The following is a 15,693-nucleotide window of genomic DNA, read 5'->3' as shown; positions in this document are numbered from 1 at the left end:
GGCAGGTCAGCTCGACACGATCCACATCTGCTCGGTGCGGCAGCTTTCGGGCACGTCCCAGTCCACGTCAGGGTTCGTGCCGGAGAACTGACCACCGCCGAGCTCGGCGACCTGCCCGATCGGGACGGTCCGGTTGGCGTAGGTGAGCTCGCCGTCGCGCACGCGGGCCTCGCCCCGAGGGAAGACCGGGACCCAGCTCGCGCCGAACTCGTCGACGACGTAGAGGCATCCGTCAGTGAGGGTCAGCGTGCCCGAGAGCAGTGCAGCGTGACCGCCGCTACCGGTCCTCTCGTACGTCGCGAGGCCCTCGTCGGCGCCGTCGAGCCCGCACGACGCCACCAGGAGCACCGCTGCCGCTGCAACGATGGCACCTGCACGCATGACTCCCCCTGGAGCTGTTCCTCGACCGGTTGCGCGACGAGGTCGGTCGGTTGCGCGGTCGTCGTCGTGCCCCCGAGGCTAGCAGGGCGCGGGTGGACGTCCGTGGCTGCGCGAGCTGCTCAGCGGCAGACGGTCACCGTTCAGGCGGTCGCGGCCCCCAGTCGCGTGAGGAACAGCGCCTCACCGAGGGCGAGGTGCTCGATCTCGCGCGGGGACACGCTCTCGTTGGGCGCGTGGATCAGGGCTGCGGGCTCCTCGCATCCCATGAGCACGATCTCCGCGTCGGGGTTGACCTCCTGGAACACGGAGCACAGCGGGATAGACCCGCCCTCGCCGGCGGTCACGGTCGAGTCGACGCCGAACGCGTCGGCGAGCGCCTGCCCGAGCACCGCGAACGCGGGGCCGTCGGTGCGGGCGCTGAACGGCTTGCCGGGGGCGTCGCGGTCGATCGTCAGGTGTGCGCCCCACGGCACGCGCCGCTCGAGGTGCGCGACGAGGAGGTCTTGCGCCAAGGCCGGGTCGGTGCCCGGCGGGACGCGGAGGTTGAGGTGCGCGCGAGCGCTCGCCTGGACGGCGTTGACGGCGCCGACGACGCGCGGGCCGTCGATGCCGGTGACCGTGAGCGCGGGACGCGCCCACAGGGTGTCGCTCACGCTGCCGCGGCCCGTGATCGCGACCCCCTCGAGGATGCTCGCGTCCGTGCGGAACACCTCAGGGTCATACTGCGCGCCGTCCCACGTACCGCTCGCGTCGAGGCCGTCGACCGTGACGACACCGTCGACGTCGCGCAGGCTCGCGAGCATCGCGATGAGCGCGGCGAGCGGGTCGGGTGCGGCGCCGCCGTACTGTCCCGAGTGCAGCGGGCCTGCGAGCGTGCGAACCTCGACGTCGATGTCGGCGGAGCCGCGCAGCGACGTCGTGAGCGTCGGGACGCCCTCGGCGACGTTGCCTGCGTCAGCGACGAGCACGACGTCGGCCGGGAGGTCGTCGGGGTGCGCGAGCAGGTACTGCTCGAGGCCGCCGGTGCCCTGCTCCTCCGAGCCCTCGACGACGACGCGCAGCGTCACAGGATAGCCTTCCGTGCCCGCGGCCTCGGCCTCGTCGCGCAGGGCGCGCAGCGCGGTGAGATGGGCGACGATGTTGCCCTTGCAGTCCGCGGCGCCGCGCCCGTAGAGACGGCCGTCGCGCTCGGTCAGCTCGAACGGCGGCGTGGTCCACGCGGCCTCGTCGAGAGGCGGCTGGACGTCGTAGTGCGCATACAGCAGGACCGTCGGAGCGCCGGCCGGTCCCTCGCGGTAGCCGATGACCGCGTCAGTGCCGTCCGGCGTCGGGACGAGCTCGGAATCGATGCCGAGGTCGCGCAGCGCGTCACGCACCCACAGCGCGGCCTCCGTGCAGCGCTCGGGCGGGACCACCTGCGGGTCGGCGATCGACGGGATCGCGACGAGCTCCGCCAGCTCCGCGAGACCGCGCGGCATGTGCCGCTCGACGGCGGTGCGCAGCCGGGCGACGTCCCCGCCCGCCGACGTGGTGCTGGTCAGGTCGGGCGTGGAGTCGCTCACGGTCGTGCCTCTCGTCGTGGTGCTGCAGGTCAGTGGGGGTCGGTCGACCACTCGCGGTTCTTGCGACCGGCGGCCCACGCGGCGACCTGCGTGCGTCGCTGCAGCCCCATCTTCGCGAGGAGCGAGGTGATGTGGTTCTTCACGGTCTTCTCAGCGACGGAGAGCCTCTCCGCGATCTCGCGGTTCGACAGGCCCTCGCCGATGAGGTCGACGACGCGCAGCTCGCTCGGCGTGAGGTCCGCGGTCGGGTCCTCGTGCTCGGCGCGGCGGCGCGTGACGGTGCGCTCGTCGAGCAGGACGCGGCCCGCGGCGACAGCGTGGATGACGTCGGAGATCTCAGCACCGCGCACGCTCTTGAGGAGGTACGCAGCGGCGCCCGCGTCGAGCGCCTCGGCGAGCGCGCGGTCGTCGTCGAACGACGTGAGCACGATCGCGCGGGCCGACGACCCGGACGCGGCCAGGCGGCGGATCAGGTCGATGCCCGTCCCGTCGGGGAGCTGCAGGTCGACGAGGATCACTTGGGGCTGGACGAGCGCCGCGCGGCGCTGACCCTCCGCGACCGACCCGGCCTCAGCGACGACGCTGAGACCTTCAGACCGGTCGACCACCTCGGCGATCCCACGACGGACCACCTCGTGGTCGTCGACGATCATGACGGTGATCGGTCCGGCGCTCGGCTCAGGGGCGTTGGTCGCTCGCATAGGACTATGGTACCGATCCTTCGCCGCGGCTCATGCCGCGGCGCACGGCACACGCCGAGCAGATCAGGCGGGGTGCACGCCCCGCGGACGAGGCTGGCAGCGCGGGCACACGTGCGAGGAACGGTTCATGAAGCTCATCCGCTCGATCGGCGTACCGCAGCGCGAGCAGGGCTGGCCCGCACGGCCGTACGCCTCGAGGCTGCGGGAGAAGTACCCGGACTCGCCGTTGACGTTCACGTAGAGCGAGTCGAAGCTCGTCCCGCCGGCCCGGAGCGCCGCGGACATGACAGCGTGAGCCGAGTCGAGGACGTCCCGCACCTGCCCGGGCCGCAGCGCGTCGCCGCGCCGCTCGGGGTGCACGCGGGCACGCCACAGCGCCTCGTCCGCGTAGATGTTCCCGACGCCGGACGTCACGGTCTGGTCGAGCAAGATGCGCTTGATCCCGCTCGTCCGACGCCGCACCTGCGCCACGAGAGCCGCCAGGTCGCTCTCGTCGAGGCTCGGGTCCAGCAGGTCGCGCCCGACGTGCGCGACCGAGCGTGGCAGCGCTGCGACGTCCGTCCCGAGCCCGCCGGGACGCCCGTCGCTCGTCGGGACGAGCTCCTCGACCGCGAGGTGGCCGAACGTGCGCTGGTCGACGAAGTCGAGGTGCCGCACGTCGCCGTCAGGCATCTCGACCCGCATGCGGACCCGCAGGTGCCGATGCGCAGGCGCACCGTCGTCCGCGTGAGCCACGAGGAGCTGGCCGCTCATGCCGAGGTGGACCAGCAGCGCCTCCCCCGTCGGCTCCGTCCCGGCGGACAGCGGCACCCAGAGGTACTTGCCCCGGCGCACCGCGCCGTCGAGCCGCGTGCCGTCGAGGCGGGCCGCGAGATCCACCGGGCCACCGACGTGCCGGCGCACGGAGTAGTCCCGGAACACCTGCACGTCGCTGACGCGACCGCCGACGACGTGCCGCGCGACCCCGTCCCGGACCGTCTCGACCTCGGGAAGCTCAGGCATCCTGCCCGGTGAGCCAGCGGTAGGCCGCCTCGGCAGCCTGCTGCTCGGCGTGCTTCTTCGCCGACCCGGTGCCGATCCCCCGCACCTCGCCGCTCAGCCGGACGCGCGACGTGAACACGCGCGCATGGTCGGGCCCCTCGGCGACGGACTCGTAGTGCGGGACGCCGAGCGCCTGCTCCGCGGCCGCCTCCTGCAGGCTCGTCTTCCAGTCGAGTCCCGCGCCGAGACCAGCAGCGGTCGCGAGCAGCGGGTCGACGAGCGAGTGCACGAACGTCCGCGCGGTCTCGAGGCCGTGGCTCAGGTACACCGCGCCGATGATCGCCTCGACCGTGTCCGAGAGGATCGAGTCCTTGTCGGCGCCGCCCGTCCGCGTCTCCCCCTTGCCCAGGAGGATGTACGAGCCCAGGTCGAGCGTCCGCGCCACCTCGGCGAGCGCGCGCTGCGACACGACCGCCGACCGCATCTTCGCGAGCTCACCCTCGGGCAGGTCCGGGAAGCGGCGGTAGAGCGCCTCGGTCGCCACGACGCCGAGGACCGAGTCCCCGAGGAACTCGAGTCGCTCGTTCGTCGGGATGCCGCCCGCCTCGTGAGCAAAGCTGCGGTGCGTCAGCGCGAGCACCAGGATGTCCGGGTCGAGCTCGACCCCGAGGGTCTCCGCGAGCTGGGCAGGAGTGGGGCGGGCGGTGACGCTCACCGGTCCGTCTCCTCGGCGTCGCTCCCCTCGCCCTCCTCGCCGAGCGCGGGCAGGCCCTGGAGCGCCTTCCAGCGCGGGTCGATCGACTCGTGGTGGTGATCCTCGTTGCCCGGGTCGCTCAAGCGCACGCCGCACTCGGAGCACAGTCCGCGGCAGTCAGGCTGGCACAACGGGCGGAACGGCAGCGACATGACGACGGCGTCGCGCACGACAGGCTCGAGGTCGAGCAGCTCGTCGCGGACCTCGAAGACCTCGTCGGCCTCCTCGTCGTCCCCCTCCGCTGCGGCCGCCGCCGCGCGCTCCGGGTAGACGAACAGCTCGGTGAGCTCCGTGTCGAGGTCCTGGCGGACCTCGTCGAGGCAACGCACGCACTCGCCGACAGCCTCGCCGATCACCGTGCCCGTCACGAGGACGCCCTCCATGACCGACTCGAGACGCAGGTCGAGCTCAAGCTCGTCGCCCTCCGGCACCCCGATGACACCGCTGCCGAGCTCGGCAGGAGCAGGGACGGTCCGTGTCAGGGTGCGCATCGACCCGGGACGGTGCGACAGGTCGTGAACGTCGACGACCCAGGGGGATCGACGGTCAGGCGTTCTGGTGTCCACGGTTCTCACTCCTGCTCGGTTGCCTCGTCCTCCGGGTCCACCGGAGAACACCCCATCCTAGTGGTCTGACGCCGTCGCACCTGGTGGACCGTGTGCCAGGTCCCGCGGTGCTGCTATCTGCCGGCGCCCTCGTCGAGGCGTTCGGCGAGGCGTGCACGGCCGGCCTGCACCTGCGTGAGGACCTTGCCGAGGTCGATCTCGAACTCGGCGAGCCTGCGGTCGCAGTAGTCGTCAGCCTCGAGGCGCATCTGCGTCGTCTCCTCCTGCGCCCGCGTGACGAGCTCGTGGGCGTGCGCCTGCGCCTGGACGGCGACCTGCTCCTGCGTGACGAGCTGGGTGGCTCGAGCCCGGGCGGCCGCGATGATGCGCTCGGCCTGCTCCTCGGCGTCGGCGAGCCGCTGGTCCGCCTCCGAGAGCACCTCGTCGGCGCGCGAGAGCTGCTCGGGCAGCGCGGCGCGGACCTGGTCGAGGAGGTCGAGCAGCTCAGCACGGTTGACGAGCACGGACGCCGACATCGGCATGGCGCGGGCGCTGTGCACGATGTCGGTGAGGGCGTCGAGCAGCGCGAGCGGGTCCTGCTGCTGGGTGTCGTCGGTCATCGGCCGGCCTCCTGGGTACGAGCGGCGAGTGCGGCACGGACGGCGTCCGCGACGCCGGGCGGAACGAGGTCGTCGATCGGGCCGCCGTAGCGGGCGACGTCCTTGACCATCGACGAGGCGACGTGCGCGAGGGACTGGTCGCCGATGACGAAGACGGTCTCGACGCCGACGAGATGCCGGTTCATGAGGGCCATCGGCGTCTCGGCGTCGAGGTCTGCGCCTCCACGCAGGCCCTTGACGATCGCCCGTGCCCCGACCTCGCGGCAGAAGTCGACGAGCAGCCCCGGGACCACGTCGACACGCACGTTGGGGAGGTCCGCGACGGCCTCGCTCGCGAGCCGGACCCGAGTCTCAGGGTCGAGGAGCGCGTTCTTCGCGGAGTTCCGGGCGACGCCCACGACGACGACGTCGAAGAGGGACGCAGCGCGGCGGACCACGTCGAGGTGGCCGAGCGTGAAGGGGTCGAACGACCCGGGGCAGACGGCGACAGTCACGTTGTCACGGTAGTACAGGTGCTCGCGGTCGCACGGGGTGCGAGCGTGCGGCGACGCGGCCGCTCAGGCCGGGGCGTCGTCCTCCGCAGGCCCCGCGAGCCAGACGCTCGTCTCCCCGTAGTCCTTGTGGGTGAGCGCCTCCCAGCCGGTCGGCCACGTCGGCGGAGCCGAGCGCTTCGAGCGCTCGACGACGACGATCGCGCCGGGCGTGAGCATCTCCGGAACGGCGAGCGCCTCGAGCACTGCGTCGACGACACCCTCCGGGACGTCGTACGGCGGGTCGAGCAGGACGAGGTCCCACGGCGCCGTGGGCACGTCGAGGACGAACCGCTCCGCACGGTCGAGGACGACCGAGACCGCCGTCAGCCCGAGCTCGCGGACGTTGCGGCGACACACCTCGACGGCCTGGCGCGAGGAGTCGACGAGCGTCACGTGCGCCGCACCCCGGCTTGCCGCCTCGAGGCCGAGGGCACCCGATCCTGCGTACAGGTCGAGCACGCGCGCGTCGTCGACGACGTCGAGGTGCTCGAGACGGGAGAAGAGCGCCTCGCGCACCTTCTCGCTCGTGGGTCGGGTGCCCTTCGGCGGCACCCGCAGGCTGCGTCCTCCGGCGGAGCCGGCCACGATTCTCGTCACCCTCCCAGGGTAGAGGCACGCGGGGCGCGCGTCAGGCTCGCTCGAGGAACTCCGGGTCTACCTCGGCGAGACGCGCCCGCACGGCCGCCGCGAGCCCCGGCCAGGTCTCGAGCGTCGGGTCCTCGCCCACGAGCTCCTCGGCGTCGGCACGCGCGCGCGCGATGACGTCCGCGTCGCGGACGACCCGCAGCAGCCGCAGCGACGTCCCGCGGCCCGACTGCGACGCCCCCAGGACGTCGCCCTCGCTGCGCGTCTCGAGGTCGAGCTGCGCGAGCTCGAAGCCGTCGGTCGTCGCGGCGAGCCGCGTCAGACGCTCGAACGACGCCGTCCCCTCCTCGGCGGACGTCACGAGGAAGCACGTCCCCGGGCGGTCGCCACGGCCGACGCGGCCGCGGAGCTGGTGGAGCTGGGAGATGCCGAACCGGTCCGCGTCGAAGATGACCATGACGGTCGCGGCAGGGACGTCGACACCGACCTCGATCACGGTCGTCGAGACGAGCACCGGCGAGCGGCCCTGTGTGAAGTCCGTCATCACGCGGTCCTTGTCGGACGGCGCGAGGCGCCCGTGCATGACGCCGATCGACGCACCGCGCAGCGCTGGCTCAGCGGCCAGCTGCTCCGCGACCTCGAGGACCGCCCGCAGGGGCGGCCGGGCGCCTGCGCTCTCGTCCGTCACCATCGGCTCGCCGCCGTCGTCGTCCGCGGGGTTCGTGTCGTCGGGGTCGATGCGCGGGCAGACGACGTACGCGAGCTCGCCCGCGTCGAGGCGCTCGCGGACGATCTGCCACACGCGCGCCATCCAGCGCGGCCGGTCCGCGAGCGCGACGTGCGTCGTCACGGGGGTGCGCCCGGCCGGGACCTCGGTGAGCGTCGACACCTCGAGGTCGCCGAAGACGGTCATCGCGACGGTGCGCGGGATCGGGGTCGCGGTCATGACGAGCATGTGGGGCGCGACCTCGGCGCGGTTGCGCAGCGCGTCGCGCTGCTCGACACCGAAGCGGTGCTGCTCGTCGACGACGACCAGACCGAGGTCGGCGAACTGGACCTTCTCGCCGAGGAGCGCGTGCGTGCCGACGACGATCCCGGCGCGGCCGGACGCCGCGTCGAGGAGCGCCTCCTTGCGGGCCGCGGCACCGAGCGAGCCCGTGAGCAGGGTGACGCGCGTCGCGTGGTCCGCGCCGCCGAGCATCCCCTCGTGCGCGAGCGGCCCGAGCATCGCGGTGATCGTCCGAGCGTGCTGCGCCGCGAGCACCTCGGTCGGTGCGAGCAGCGCTGCCTGGCCTCCCGCGTCGACGACCTGGAGCATCGCACGCAGCGCGACGATCGTCTTGCCTGACCCGACGTCGCCCTGCAGGAGCCGCTGCATGGGGTGGGGCCGTTCGAGGTCGGCGGCGATCTCCTCGCCGACCGCGCGCTGGCCGGCGGTCAGCGCGAAGGGCAGCGCGGAGTCGAAGTCGGCGAGGAGCGTGCCACCGCCGGAGCGCGGGCGGGCTCTCGCCGGCAGGTCGACGGTGAGCGCACGACGCCGCACGAGCTCGGCCTGCAGCACGAGCGCCTCCTCGTACCGCAGCCGGGCCCGGGCCTTGTGGGCGTCTGCGACCGTCGCGGGCGTGTGGATGCTCGTGAGCGAGTCGAAGAGCGACGGGTACCCGTGCCGTGCGAGGAGGGCGGCTGGCACCGGGTCGGGAAGGTCGGCGGCCGTGAGCGGGCCGAGCACGACGCCGACGGCGTTCGCGACCTTCCACGACGCGATGCGCGTCGAGGCCGGGTAGATGGGGCTCGGCCGGGCGGTCCGCTCGAACGCCTCCTCGGCGGACTCCTCGTCCTCGTCGAGGAACCAGTAGTCGGGGTGCGTGAGCTGCGGCGCGCCGCGGTAGAGCTGGACGGTCCCGGAGAACAGGCCGGTGCGCCCCGGGACGAGCCTGCTCTCGTGGCTGCGCAGGAACCCTGAGGACTTCCCGAAGAACGTGAGGCTCAGCTCGCGGGACCCGTCCGTGACGCGCGTCTCGAGGAGGGCTCCGTGACGTGCGCGCATCTGCCGCACGGTCGTCGAGACGATGCGCGCCATGACGGTCACGTGCGCGCCGTTCTCGAGCGATCCGAGGTCGGTGAGCTCGCCCGGCTCGGCGTAGCGGCGCGGGTAATGGCGCAGGAGGCTCCCCGCGGTCGTCAGGCCGAGCGTCGCCAGGCCGTCGGCGGTGCGCTTGCCGACGAGCCGCTCGAGCGGCGCGTCAGGATCGAACGTCACAGCGTCCCCGCCCGGACGACAGCGTCCGCATGCCCAGAGGGGAGGGTCACGACCTCGGCACCGAGCCCGGACGCGAGACGGTCGCTCGCGGCGGTCACGGTCGCCGGGGGCACGTGCGCCCCGACGAGCAGCATCGCGAGACCGACCTCCCGCTGGGGCGCGCGTGCGACCAGGTCGTCGACGAGGACGTCCGCGTCGGCGGCGTCAGCCCGTCCCCACGTGAGCGCCCCGACCGCGCCGCGCATCGCGACGAGCGCCTCGTCGTCGTCGGCGCCCCTGCCGAGAGCCTCCTCGCGGGCGGCGAGCGCCGCGACGACGTGCAGGTCGTCCGGCACGACGATCGTGTCGACCGCGAGACCGGGCAGACGGTGCAGCGTGCGCCGCAAGGTCGAGGTCGAGTCCTGGCGCAGGATCGCGACCACACGGTCGCTCGCCGCGTCCTCGAGGACGCGGCGGAGCTCGTCGGGAGCCCAGGACCGGTCGGTGCGCGCGAGGACGACGGCCCCGCTCCGAGCCGTCTCCGCGAGGAGAGCAGGGCTGCGGACGCCCGCGACGACGCCAGACCGCAGGGCGCCCTCGGCCTCGGCCGGCCGCGCCACGAGGCTCCGTATCCGGACCTGTCTCAGCGCGGCGACGCCAGCCGCGGCGAGAGCCGCGGCCGGGTCGTCGGTGTGGACGTGCACCTGCCACAGCCCGTTGCCGCCCACGACGACGACGGACTCACCGGTCTCCTCGAGGCCGGCACGCAGTCCGCGCGCGACGTCGGAGCCGCACTCGGGGGCCGCCTCGACGACGTACATGACCTCGAACTCGCCGTCCGGGTCGTCGCACCTCCCGTGGCCGTGCACCGGCGGCGCGGACGGCTCGGGGTCGCGTCCGCCGGAGATCACGAGCCGGGACGGGAGCCCGACGGACTCCCCCGGGCTGTCCTCGGCCAGGTCCGTCCGGGTGACTGCAGCGCACAGGGCGCCGAACACGAGCGTGAGGCCGTACGCGCCTGCGTCGAGCACGCCGTGCCGCGCGAGCACCTCGAGCTGGTCGGGTGAACCGAGCACGGCGGCACGTGCGCCCGCGAGCGCGCCCTCGGCGACGCGGACGACGTCGTCCGGCGCGTCCGTGGCCACGTGCTCCGCGGCCGTCGCCGCGCCGGCCGCGGCGGTGAGCATCGTCCCGGGGGCTGGCCTCGCGACCGCGGCGTGCGCCGCGTCGGCTCCTGCGCGCAGGGCGCGCGCCACCCGGGCGCCCGCAGCCGACGACGAACCTTCGGCGAGCAGGGAGACGGCCATCCCGCGCAGCAGCTCGCTCGCGATGATCCCGGAGTTGCCGCGCGCGGCGAGGAGCGCTCCCTGCGCGAAGTCCTCGAGAGCGCCCGCGGCGTCCTGCTCAGCAAGGTCGATAGCCGCGGCGCCCGCACTGATCGTCAGCCAGAGGTTGGTGCCCGTGTCCGAGTCCGCGACCGGGAAGACGTTCGCCGCGTCGATACGGTCCCTCGCGCCAGCGAGCGCCTCGGACGCGAGCGTGGCCCAGGCCCGCACGGCTCCGGCGTCGAACGCCACGTCCTGGGTCACCGCTCTCCTCCCGCTCGTCCGGCCCGCCGTCTGTGTGCGAACCTCGACCACGATGCCACGAACCACCGACGCGGCCGTGCTGGCGACACCCTGTGACGAGGGTGACACGTGACGCGCGGGCATCTGTGCGCCCGAGGTTTGAGGTCCCGGCACGTCTTCAGGTACTCTATCCAGGTTGCCCGGGTTGAACTCGGCACCTGCGTGCGCTCCGGACGGCCTTGTGGTCGCCCAGGGCCGCGCCACCCACCGACCAGGTTTTCGCCGCAGATGCGGCGTTGCACGACTTTCAGGAGAGACAGTGGCCGCCAACTGCGACGTCTGCGCCAAGGGCCCGAGCTTCGGGCACTCCATCTCGCACTCGCACGTGCGCACCAAGCGCCGCTGGAACCCGAACATCCAGCGTGTGCGCGCGATCGTGAACGGCGCCCCCAAGCGCCTCAACGTGTGCACCTCGTGCCTCAAGGCCGGCAAGGTCCAGCGCCCCGCCTGAGCCGCACAGCTTCGACGAGAGCCCGCGAACCACAAGGTTCGCGGGCTCTCGTGCGTGATGACGCCGCCGTCCGCACGCGCACACGACCCGCCTTTCCCTGCGCTTTGCCATCGACCGGTTGGCGCATGACCGATTCGATGGCAGTCTGACTCTATGACGGACAGCGACGACCTCATCATCAGACCGGCGACCCTCGACGACGCACGGCAGATCGCCGAGGTCAACGTCGCCTCCTGGCGCGAGGCCTACACGGGCATCGTCTCAGCCGAGTACCTCGCCTCTCTCGACCCTGCGGACCGCTACGACCGCGTCGCAGCCCTCCTCGGCGACCCGGACGTCACGACGTGGATCGCGACGAGCGACGGCACCGACGTCCTCGGGTTCGCGACGCTCGGCCCCGCACGCGACGAGGACGCCGAGCGGGGTGATCTCGAGCTGTACTCGATCTACCTCGACCCCGACGCATGGGGCCAGGGCATCGCGCGCACGCTCCTGCGCACCGTGCTCGCGGCGGCGCCTCAGCAGGTCCGGCTCTCGCTCTGGGTCATCGAGGAGAACGAGCGCGCCCGCCACTTCTACCGGCGCAACGGCCTCGTGCCCGACGGCGTCGAACGTCGTGAACCCTTCGGCGGGATCGCCCTGACCGAGGTCAGGTACGTCCGGCCCACCACCTGACGCACGGCAGCTCTCGCAGTCAGGTGCGCGCGGTCCCTCCGAAGTGGTCCCAGCCCCCGCCCCGTGACGCAGGCTGGCCAGCGACGAGCACCTCGTCCTCAGCCCGGTCGAGGACCGCACCGATCGCACGGAACCCCGGCGGCAGTTCGACGTCGGGCGGCAGCACCGCGAGCATCCCGTGATCCTCACCCCCCGTGAGGATCCAGGCCCGCACGAGCGCGGGATCGCCGAGCGACGCGGCAGCCGGAGCGAGGAGCGCCGCCTCGTCCGCGAACACGTCGAGCGGCTCGTCGAGCGCGAGCGTCACGCCCGACGCCGCCGCGAGACGACGCGCGTCGCGCACGAGGCCGTCCGACACGTCGATCATCGCTCGCGCACCCCCTCGCGAGGCCGCGAGCCCGGCGTCGACCGCCGCGACCGGGCGAAGGTAGCCTGCACGCACCGCGTCGAGATCCCGGCTCCCGGCTGCGTCCAGTCCGGCCGACAGGAGCGCGAGCCCAGCCGCGGAGCGGCCGCGCACCCCCGCGTGCACGACGACGTCCCCCGGTCGTGCGCCTGAGCGGAGCACGGGCTCACGTCCCTCGAGCGATCCGTGCACCGTGACGGCGACGACGGCGGCAGGTCCGCCGCTCAGGTCGCCCCCGACCACGCCGGCACCCCACGGGGCTGCGGCGTCCGACAACCCGCGCGCGAGGTCCTCGACCCAGCTCACCTCCACGTCACCGGGCAGAGCGAGCGCGACCACGAGCGCCGTCGGCACGGCCCCCATCGCGGCGACGTCGGCGAGGTTCTGCATCGCTGCGCGCCACCCGACGTCGTAGCCAGAAGACCACTCGCGCCGGAAGTGGCGGTCCTCCACGAGGACGTCCGTCGACACGACCGTCCGGCCGTCGGGCGACGTCACGACCGCCGCATCGTCCCCTGGTCCCACGATCGTCGCGCTCGCCGGGGCGAGCAGCGGGAAGATCCGCGCGAGCAGCTCGGTCTCGGACAGGTCTGCGACGGTGGCGACGGGCGGGTCGGAGGGGTTCGGATGCACCCGGTCACGCTAGCGCAGCGCAGCCCGGTACCGTGGTGGCGTGCCGTCGCTCGCCCCCCGCTCCCCTGCCCGGTCTCCCCGCGCCCGACGCTGGTCGGGCGCCGCCGCCGCCGTCGGCCTCGTCGCCCTCGGCGCCTGCACGCCGACGATCACGGTCGAGGTAGCCCCGGACGCGACGGACCCGCTGTGCGCGTCGATCGTGCTCGCGCTGCCCGAGGAGCTCGGCGGCGCCGAGCGCCTGCGCACCACGAGCCAGGCGACGACCGCGTGGGGCACGCAGAGCAGCGCGATCACGCTGCGGTGCGGCGTCGAGCCGCCCGGCCCGACGACCGAGGCCTGCCAGGCGATCGAGGACGTGTCCGGCACGAGCGTCGACTGGCTCGTCGTCGAGGACGAGGACGAGGGCTCGTGGGTCTTCACGACGTACGGCCGGGTCCCGGCCGTCGAGGTGACCGTGCCCGACGGCGTCGCGACAGCCCCCGTCGTCGACCTCAACCGTGCGGTGAGCCTCGCGCCGCAGTCGCGGCACTGCTACTGAGCAGGCTCCGACCGGCTCAGCCCGCGACCGGCCGACTCAGCGCAGACCCGTCGGACGCTCGAGCGCGAGCTCGATCAGCTCGTCGATCAGCTCGCCGTAGGGCAGGCCGGTGCGCTCCCACATGCGCGGGTACATCGAGAACGGCGTGAAGCCGGGCATCGTGTTGATCTCGTTGACGATCACGTCGCCCTCGGGGGTCACGAACACGTCGACGCGGGCAAGCCCCTCACAACCGACGGCCTCGAACGTGCGCACCGCGAGCTCGCGCACACGCTCGACCAGCTCGGGTGCCAGGTCGGCGGGGCACGTCAGCTCGACGGACGACTCGTCGAGGTACTTCGCCTCGAAGTCGTAGAACGCGTGCTTGTCCCCGTGGACCACGATCTCGCCCGGGAGGGAGGCACGAGCGCGCTCCCCCGCGCGGCCGCCCAGCACGGCGCACTCGATCTCACGACCGACGACGCCCTGCTCGACGATGACCTTCGGGTCGTGGCGCCTGGCTTCCGCGATCGCTGCGGGCAGGTCGGCGAGGTCGGCGACCCGAGTGATCCCGAGGCTCGAACCGGCGCGTGCAGGCTTGACGAACACGGGCAGCCCGAGCTTGTCGATCTCAGCGCGGCAGCCCGCCTCGTCCCGCTCCCACTGACCGGGGAGGATGACTGTCCACGGCGCGACCGGCAGCCCGCGTCCCGCGAGCACGATCTTCATGAAGTCCTTGTCCATGCCGACCGCCGACGCGAGCACGCCCGCACCGACGTAGCGCACGTCGGACATCTCGAGGAGACCCTGGAGCGTGCCGTCCTCGCCGAACGGACCGTGCAGGAGCGGCAGCACCACGTCGACGTCGCCGATCGCCGACGGGACCTGGCCCGGTTCGATCACCTGGAGCGTGCGCTCGCCCGACGCCATGGGCAGGACGACGTCGCCGTCGGAGCCCGGGACGAACGGCAGCGTGCCGTCGGTGATGGCCCAGCGGTCCGGGTCGTCGACCGCGAGCACCCACTGGCCCGCCGTCGTGATGCCGACCGGGACGACGTCCCAGCGGTCCCGGTCGATCGCGCGCAGGACGGCGCCCGCCGTCGCGCAGGAGATCGCGTGCTCGCCCGAGCGCCCGCCGAACAGGACCATGACGCGACGACGCGGCTCCTGCGGGGTGGGGACGGGCGAGACAGCAGTGGTCGGGGCGGCGCCTGGCGCCGGTGCGTTCGTGTCCATCACGCACGAGCGTACCCGCCGGACCGGCCACGGACACCGGCGACGGGCGGGAGCGCTGCGGCGTACGCTCTGGCGCATGACCGAGCCGCACGCAGCCGCCCATCCTCAGGACTCGCTCGCCGCATCGACACGCGCCGTCGTCGTCGGGCGCCCCGGCCGCGCGCAGGGCGACCCGGTGAACCCGCCCGTCGTGCTGTCCTCGACGTACGTCTCCCGCGGCGTCCAGGGACCGGGCGAGAAGCTCTATGCGCGGATCGGCACCGAGACGTGGGAGCCGTTCGAGGAGGCCGTCGCGTCGCTCGAGTCCACGGACCTGCCGGGCGTGGTGATGTCGTCGGGCATGGCCGCGATCGCGGCGGTCGCGTCGCTCGTCCCGGCAGGTGGCCGCATCGTCGTCGCGCGGCACGCTTACCAGGTCACGCTCGGCCTGTTCGACGACCTCGCGGCGCGCTACGGCACGACCATCGTCCGCGTCGACATCGACGACACGGACGCCGTCGTCGCGGAGCTCGAGGGCGCCGACCTGCTGTGGGTCGAGTCCCCCACGAACCCGATGCTCGAGGTCGCGGACATCCCTGCGCTCGCCGCTGCGGGTCGCGCCGCGGGCGCGATCGTCGCGGTCGACAGCACGTTCGCGACGCCGCTCGTCCAGCGACCGCTCGAGATGGGTGCTGACGTCGTCGTGCACTCCGCGACGAAGTACCTCGCAGGGCACTCGGACGTCGTCCTCGGTGTCGTCGTCTCGCGCGACGCCGCGATCGTCGACGCCGTGCGCGCCTACCGGACGCTGCACGGCGCGATCGCCGGACCGTTCGAGGTGTGGCTCGCCCTGCGCGGGCTGCGCACGCTCGCGCTGAGGGTCGAGCGCTCGCAGGCGAACGCCGCCGAGATCGCCGCACGCCTGCACGGCCACCCAGCGGTCGTCGACGTGCGGCACCCGAGCCTGCCCGACGACCCCGGCCACGAGCGCGCCACGCGGCTCATGGAGGGCTACGGCTCGATCATCGGCCTCCGGCCGGTCGGCGGGGCCGACGGCGCGGACCGGGTCGTCGAGGCCCTCCGCCTGTGGGTGCCGGCGACGAGCCTCGGAGGTGTCGAGTCGAGCCTCGAGCGGCGTCGGCGGTTCGCGACCGAGTCGCTCACCGTGCCGGAGGACCTGCTGCGCATGAGCGTGGGCGTCGAGGACGTCGAGGACCTGTGGGCAGACCTGGACGCAGCGCTGCGCACCCTGCTCTGACGCAGGCGT

The 15,693-nt window shown here is 73.3% G+C and carries 17 protein-coding genes; 4 read left to right on the top strand and 13 right to left on the bottom strand.

The genetic code is table 11. The features are described 5' to 3' along the window. Positions 1 to 6: 6 nt before the first annotated feature. The 11 genes from AC4F3Q_RS11380 to AC4F3Q_RS11330 form a co-directional block, all read right to left on the bottom strand. Positions 7 to 381: a hypothetical protein gene (locus AC4F3Q_RS11380; RefSeq protein ID WP_491040061.1), complete on the bottom strand. Its 375-nt coding sequence runs from the start codon at positions 379 to 381 to the stop codon at positions 7 to 9. Between the two features lie 140 nt (positions 382 to 521). Next, on the bottom strand, positions 522 to 1,943 hold the full coding sequence (locus tag AC4F3Q_RS11375; RefSeq protein ID WP_491040060.1) for a dipeptidase: 1,422 nt from the start codon (positions 1,941 to 1,943) through the stop codon (positions 522 to 524). 29 nt (positions 1,944 to 1,972) lie between these two features. After that, positions 1,973 to 2,644 carry a response regulator gene (locus AC4F3Q_RS11370; RefSeq protein WP_491040059.1) on the bottom strand — a complete coding sequence of 224 codons (672 nt, stop codon included), beginning with the start codon at positions 2,642 to 2,644 and terminating at the stop codon, positions 1,973 to 1,975. 63 nt (positions 2,645 to 2,707) lie between these two features. Next, the gene (gene mutM / locus AC4F3Q_RS11365) at positions 2,708 to 3,646 is read right to left on the bottom strand and encodes a bifunctional DNA-formamidopyrimidine glycosylase/DNA-(apurinic or apyrimidinic site) lyase (protein WP_491040058.1); all 939 of its coding nucleotides are present in this window, start codon (positions 3,644 to 3,646) and stop codon (positions 2,708 to 2,710) included. Further along, a complete protein-coding gene (gene rnc / locus AC4F3Q_RS11360; protein ID WP_491040057.1) occupies positions 3,639 to 4,340 on the bottom strand; it encodes a ribonuclease III in 702 nt (233 codons plus the stop codon). Before rnc ends, mutM begins: the two co-directional genes overlap by 8 nt. Then, the gene (locus AC4F3Q_RS11355) at positions 4,337 to 4,870 is read right to left on the bottom strand and encodes a YceD family protein (protein ID WP_491040056.1); all 534 of its coding nucleotides are present in this window, start codon (positions 4,868 to 4,870) and stop codon (positions 4,337 to 4,339) included. Before AC4F3Q_RS11355 ends, rnc begins: the two co-directional genes overlap by 4 nt. A 188-nt stretch (positions 4,871 to 5,058) precedes the next feature. Then, the gene (locus AC4F3Q_RS11350; RefSeq protein WP_491040055.1) at positions 5,059 to 5,544 is read right to left on the bottom strand and encodes a hypothetical protein; all 486 of its coding nucleotides are present in this window, start codon (positions 5,542 to 5,544) and stop codon (positions 5,059 to 5,061) included. Next, positions 5,541 to 6,038: a pantetheine-phosphate adenylyltransferase gene (gene coaD / locus AC4F3Q_RS11345; protein WP_491040054.1), complete on the bottom strand. Its 498-nt coding sequence runs from the start codon at positions 6,036 to 6,038 to the stop codon at positions 5,541 to 5,543. The genes AC4F3Q_RS11350 and coaD overlap by 4 nt, the downstream gene beginning before the upstream one ends. Positions 6,039 to 6,101: 63 nt before the next feature. Next, entirely contained in the window at positions 6,102 to 6,674 is a 573-nt protein-coding gene (gene rsmD / locus AC4F3Q_RS11340) for a 16S rRNA (guanine(966)-N(2))-methyltransferase RsmD (protein WP_491040053.1), read from the bottom strand. 31 nt (positions 6,675 to 6,705) lie between these two features. Next, positions 6,706 to 8,922, bottom strand: coding sequence for an ATP-dependent DNA helicase RecG (locus AC4F3Q_RS11335; RefSeq protein ID WP_491040052.1), 2,217 nt, complete (start codon positions 8,920 to 8,922; stop codon positions 6,706 to 6,708). Next, complete coding sequence (locus AC4F3Q_RS11330) at positions 8,919 to 10,490, bottom strand: DAK2 domain-containing protein (protein ID WP_491040051.1); 1,572 nt, start codon at positions 10,488 to 10,490, stop codon at positions 8,919 to 8,921. The genes AC4F3Q_RS11335 and AC4F3Q_RS11330 overlap by 4 nt, the downstream gene beginning before the upstream one ends. A gap of 298 nt (positions 10,491 to 10,788) precedes the next feature. Between AC4F3Q_RS11330 and rpmB the strand changes: the two genes are divergently transcribed. After that, positions 10,789 to 10,980: a 50S ribosomal protein L28 gene (gene rpmB / locus AC4F3Q_RS11325; RefSeq protein ID WP_098458786.1), complete on the top strand. Its 192-nt coding sequence runs from the start codon at positions 10,789 to 10,791 to the stop codon at positions 10,978 to 10,980. Between the two features lie 153 nt (positions 10,981 to 11,133). Continuing rightward, the gene (locus AC4F3Q_RS11320) at positions 11,134 to 11,655 is read left to right on the top strand and encodes a GNAT family N-acetyltransferase (protein WP_168447079.1); all 522 of its coding nucleotides are present in this window, start codon (positions 11,134 to 11,136) and stop codon (positions 11,653 to 11,655) included. A 19-nt stretch (positions 11,656 to 11,674) separates the two neighbouring features. Here the strand turns inward: AC4F3Q_RS11320 and AC4F3Q_RS11315 are convergent, their stop codons facing one another. Continuing rightward, positions 11,675 to 12,694 carry a thiamine-phosphate kinase gene (locus AC4F3Q_RS11315; RefSeq protein ID WP_491040050.1) on the bottom strand — a complete coding sequence of 340 codons (1,020 nt, stop codon included), beginning with the start codon at positions 12,692 to 12,694 and terminating at the stop codon, positions 11,675 to 11,677. Positions 12,695 to 12,734: 40 nt separating this feature from the next. Here AC4F3Q_RS11315 and AC4F3Q_RS11310 point away from each other — a divergent pair, with 40 nt between their 5' ends. Beyond that, positions 12,735 to 13,232: a DUF3515 domain-containing protein gene (locus AC4F3Q_RS11310; RefSeq protein WP_491040049.1), complete on the top strand. Its 498-nt coding sequence runs from the start codon at positions 12,735 to 12,737 to the stop codon at positions 13,230 to 13,232. A gap of 36 nt (positions 13,233 to 13,268) precedes the next feature. Here AC4F3Q_RS11310 and AC4F3Q_RS11305 read toward each other — a convergent pair whose 3' ends face one another. Beyond that, the gene (locus AC4F3Q_RS11305; protein ID WP_491040048.1) at positions 13,269 to 14,447 is read right to left on the bottom strand and encodes a D-alanine--D-alanine ligase family protein; all 1,179 of its coding nucleotides are present in this window, start codon (positions 14,445 to 14,447) and stop codon (positions 13,269 to 13,271) included. A 76-nt stretch (positions 14,448 to 14,523) separates the two neighbouring features. Between AC4F3Q_RS11305 and AC4F3Q_RS11300 the strand changes: the two genes are divergently transcribed. After that, a complete protein-coding gene (locus AC4F3Q_RS11300) occupies positions 14,524 to 15,684 on the top strand; it encodes a trans-sulfuration enzyme family protein (RefSeq protein WP_491040047.1) in 1,161 nt (386 codons plus the stop codon). The last annotated feature ends 9 nt before the right edge of the window (positions 15,685 to 15,693 follow it).

The sequence above is a fragment of the Flavimobilis sp. BM9 genome (assembly GCF_058313055.1).
Note: the sequence above shows the minus strand (reverse complement) of the source record. Positions and strands in the feature narration are given on the sequence as shown.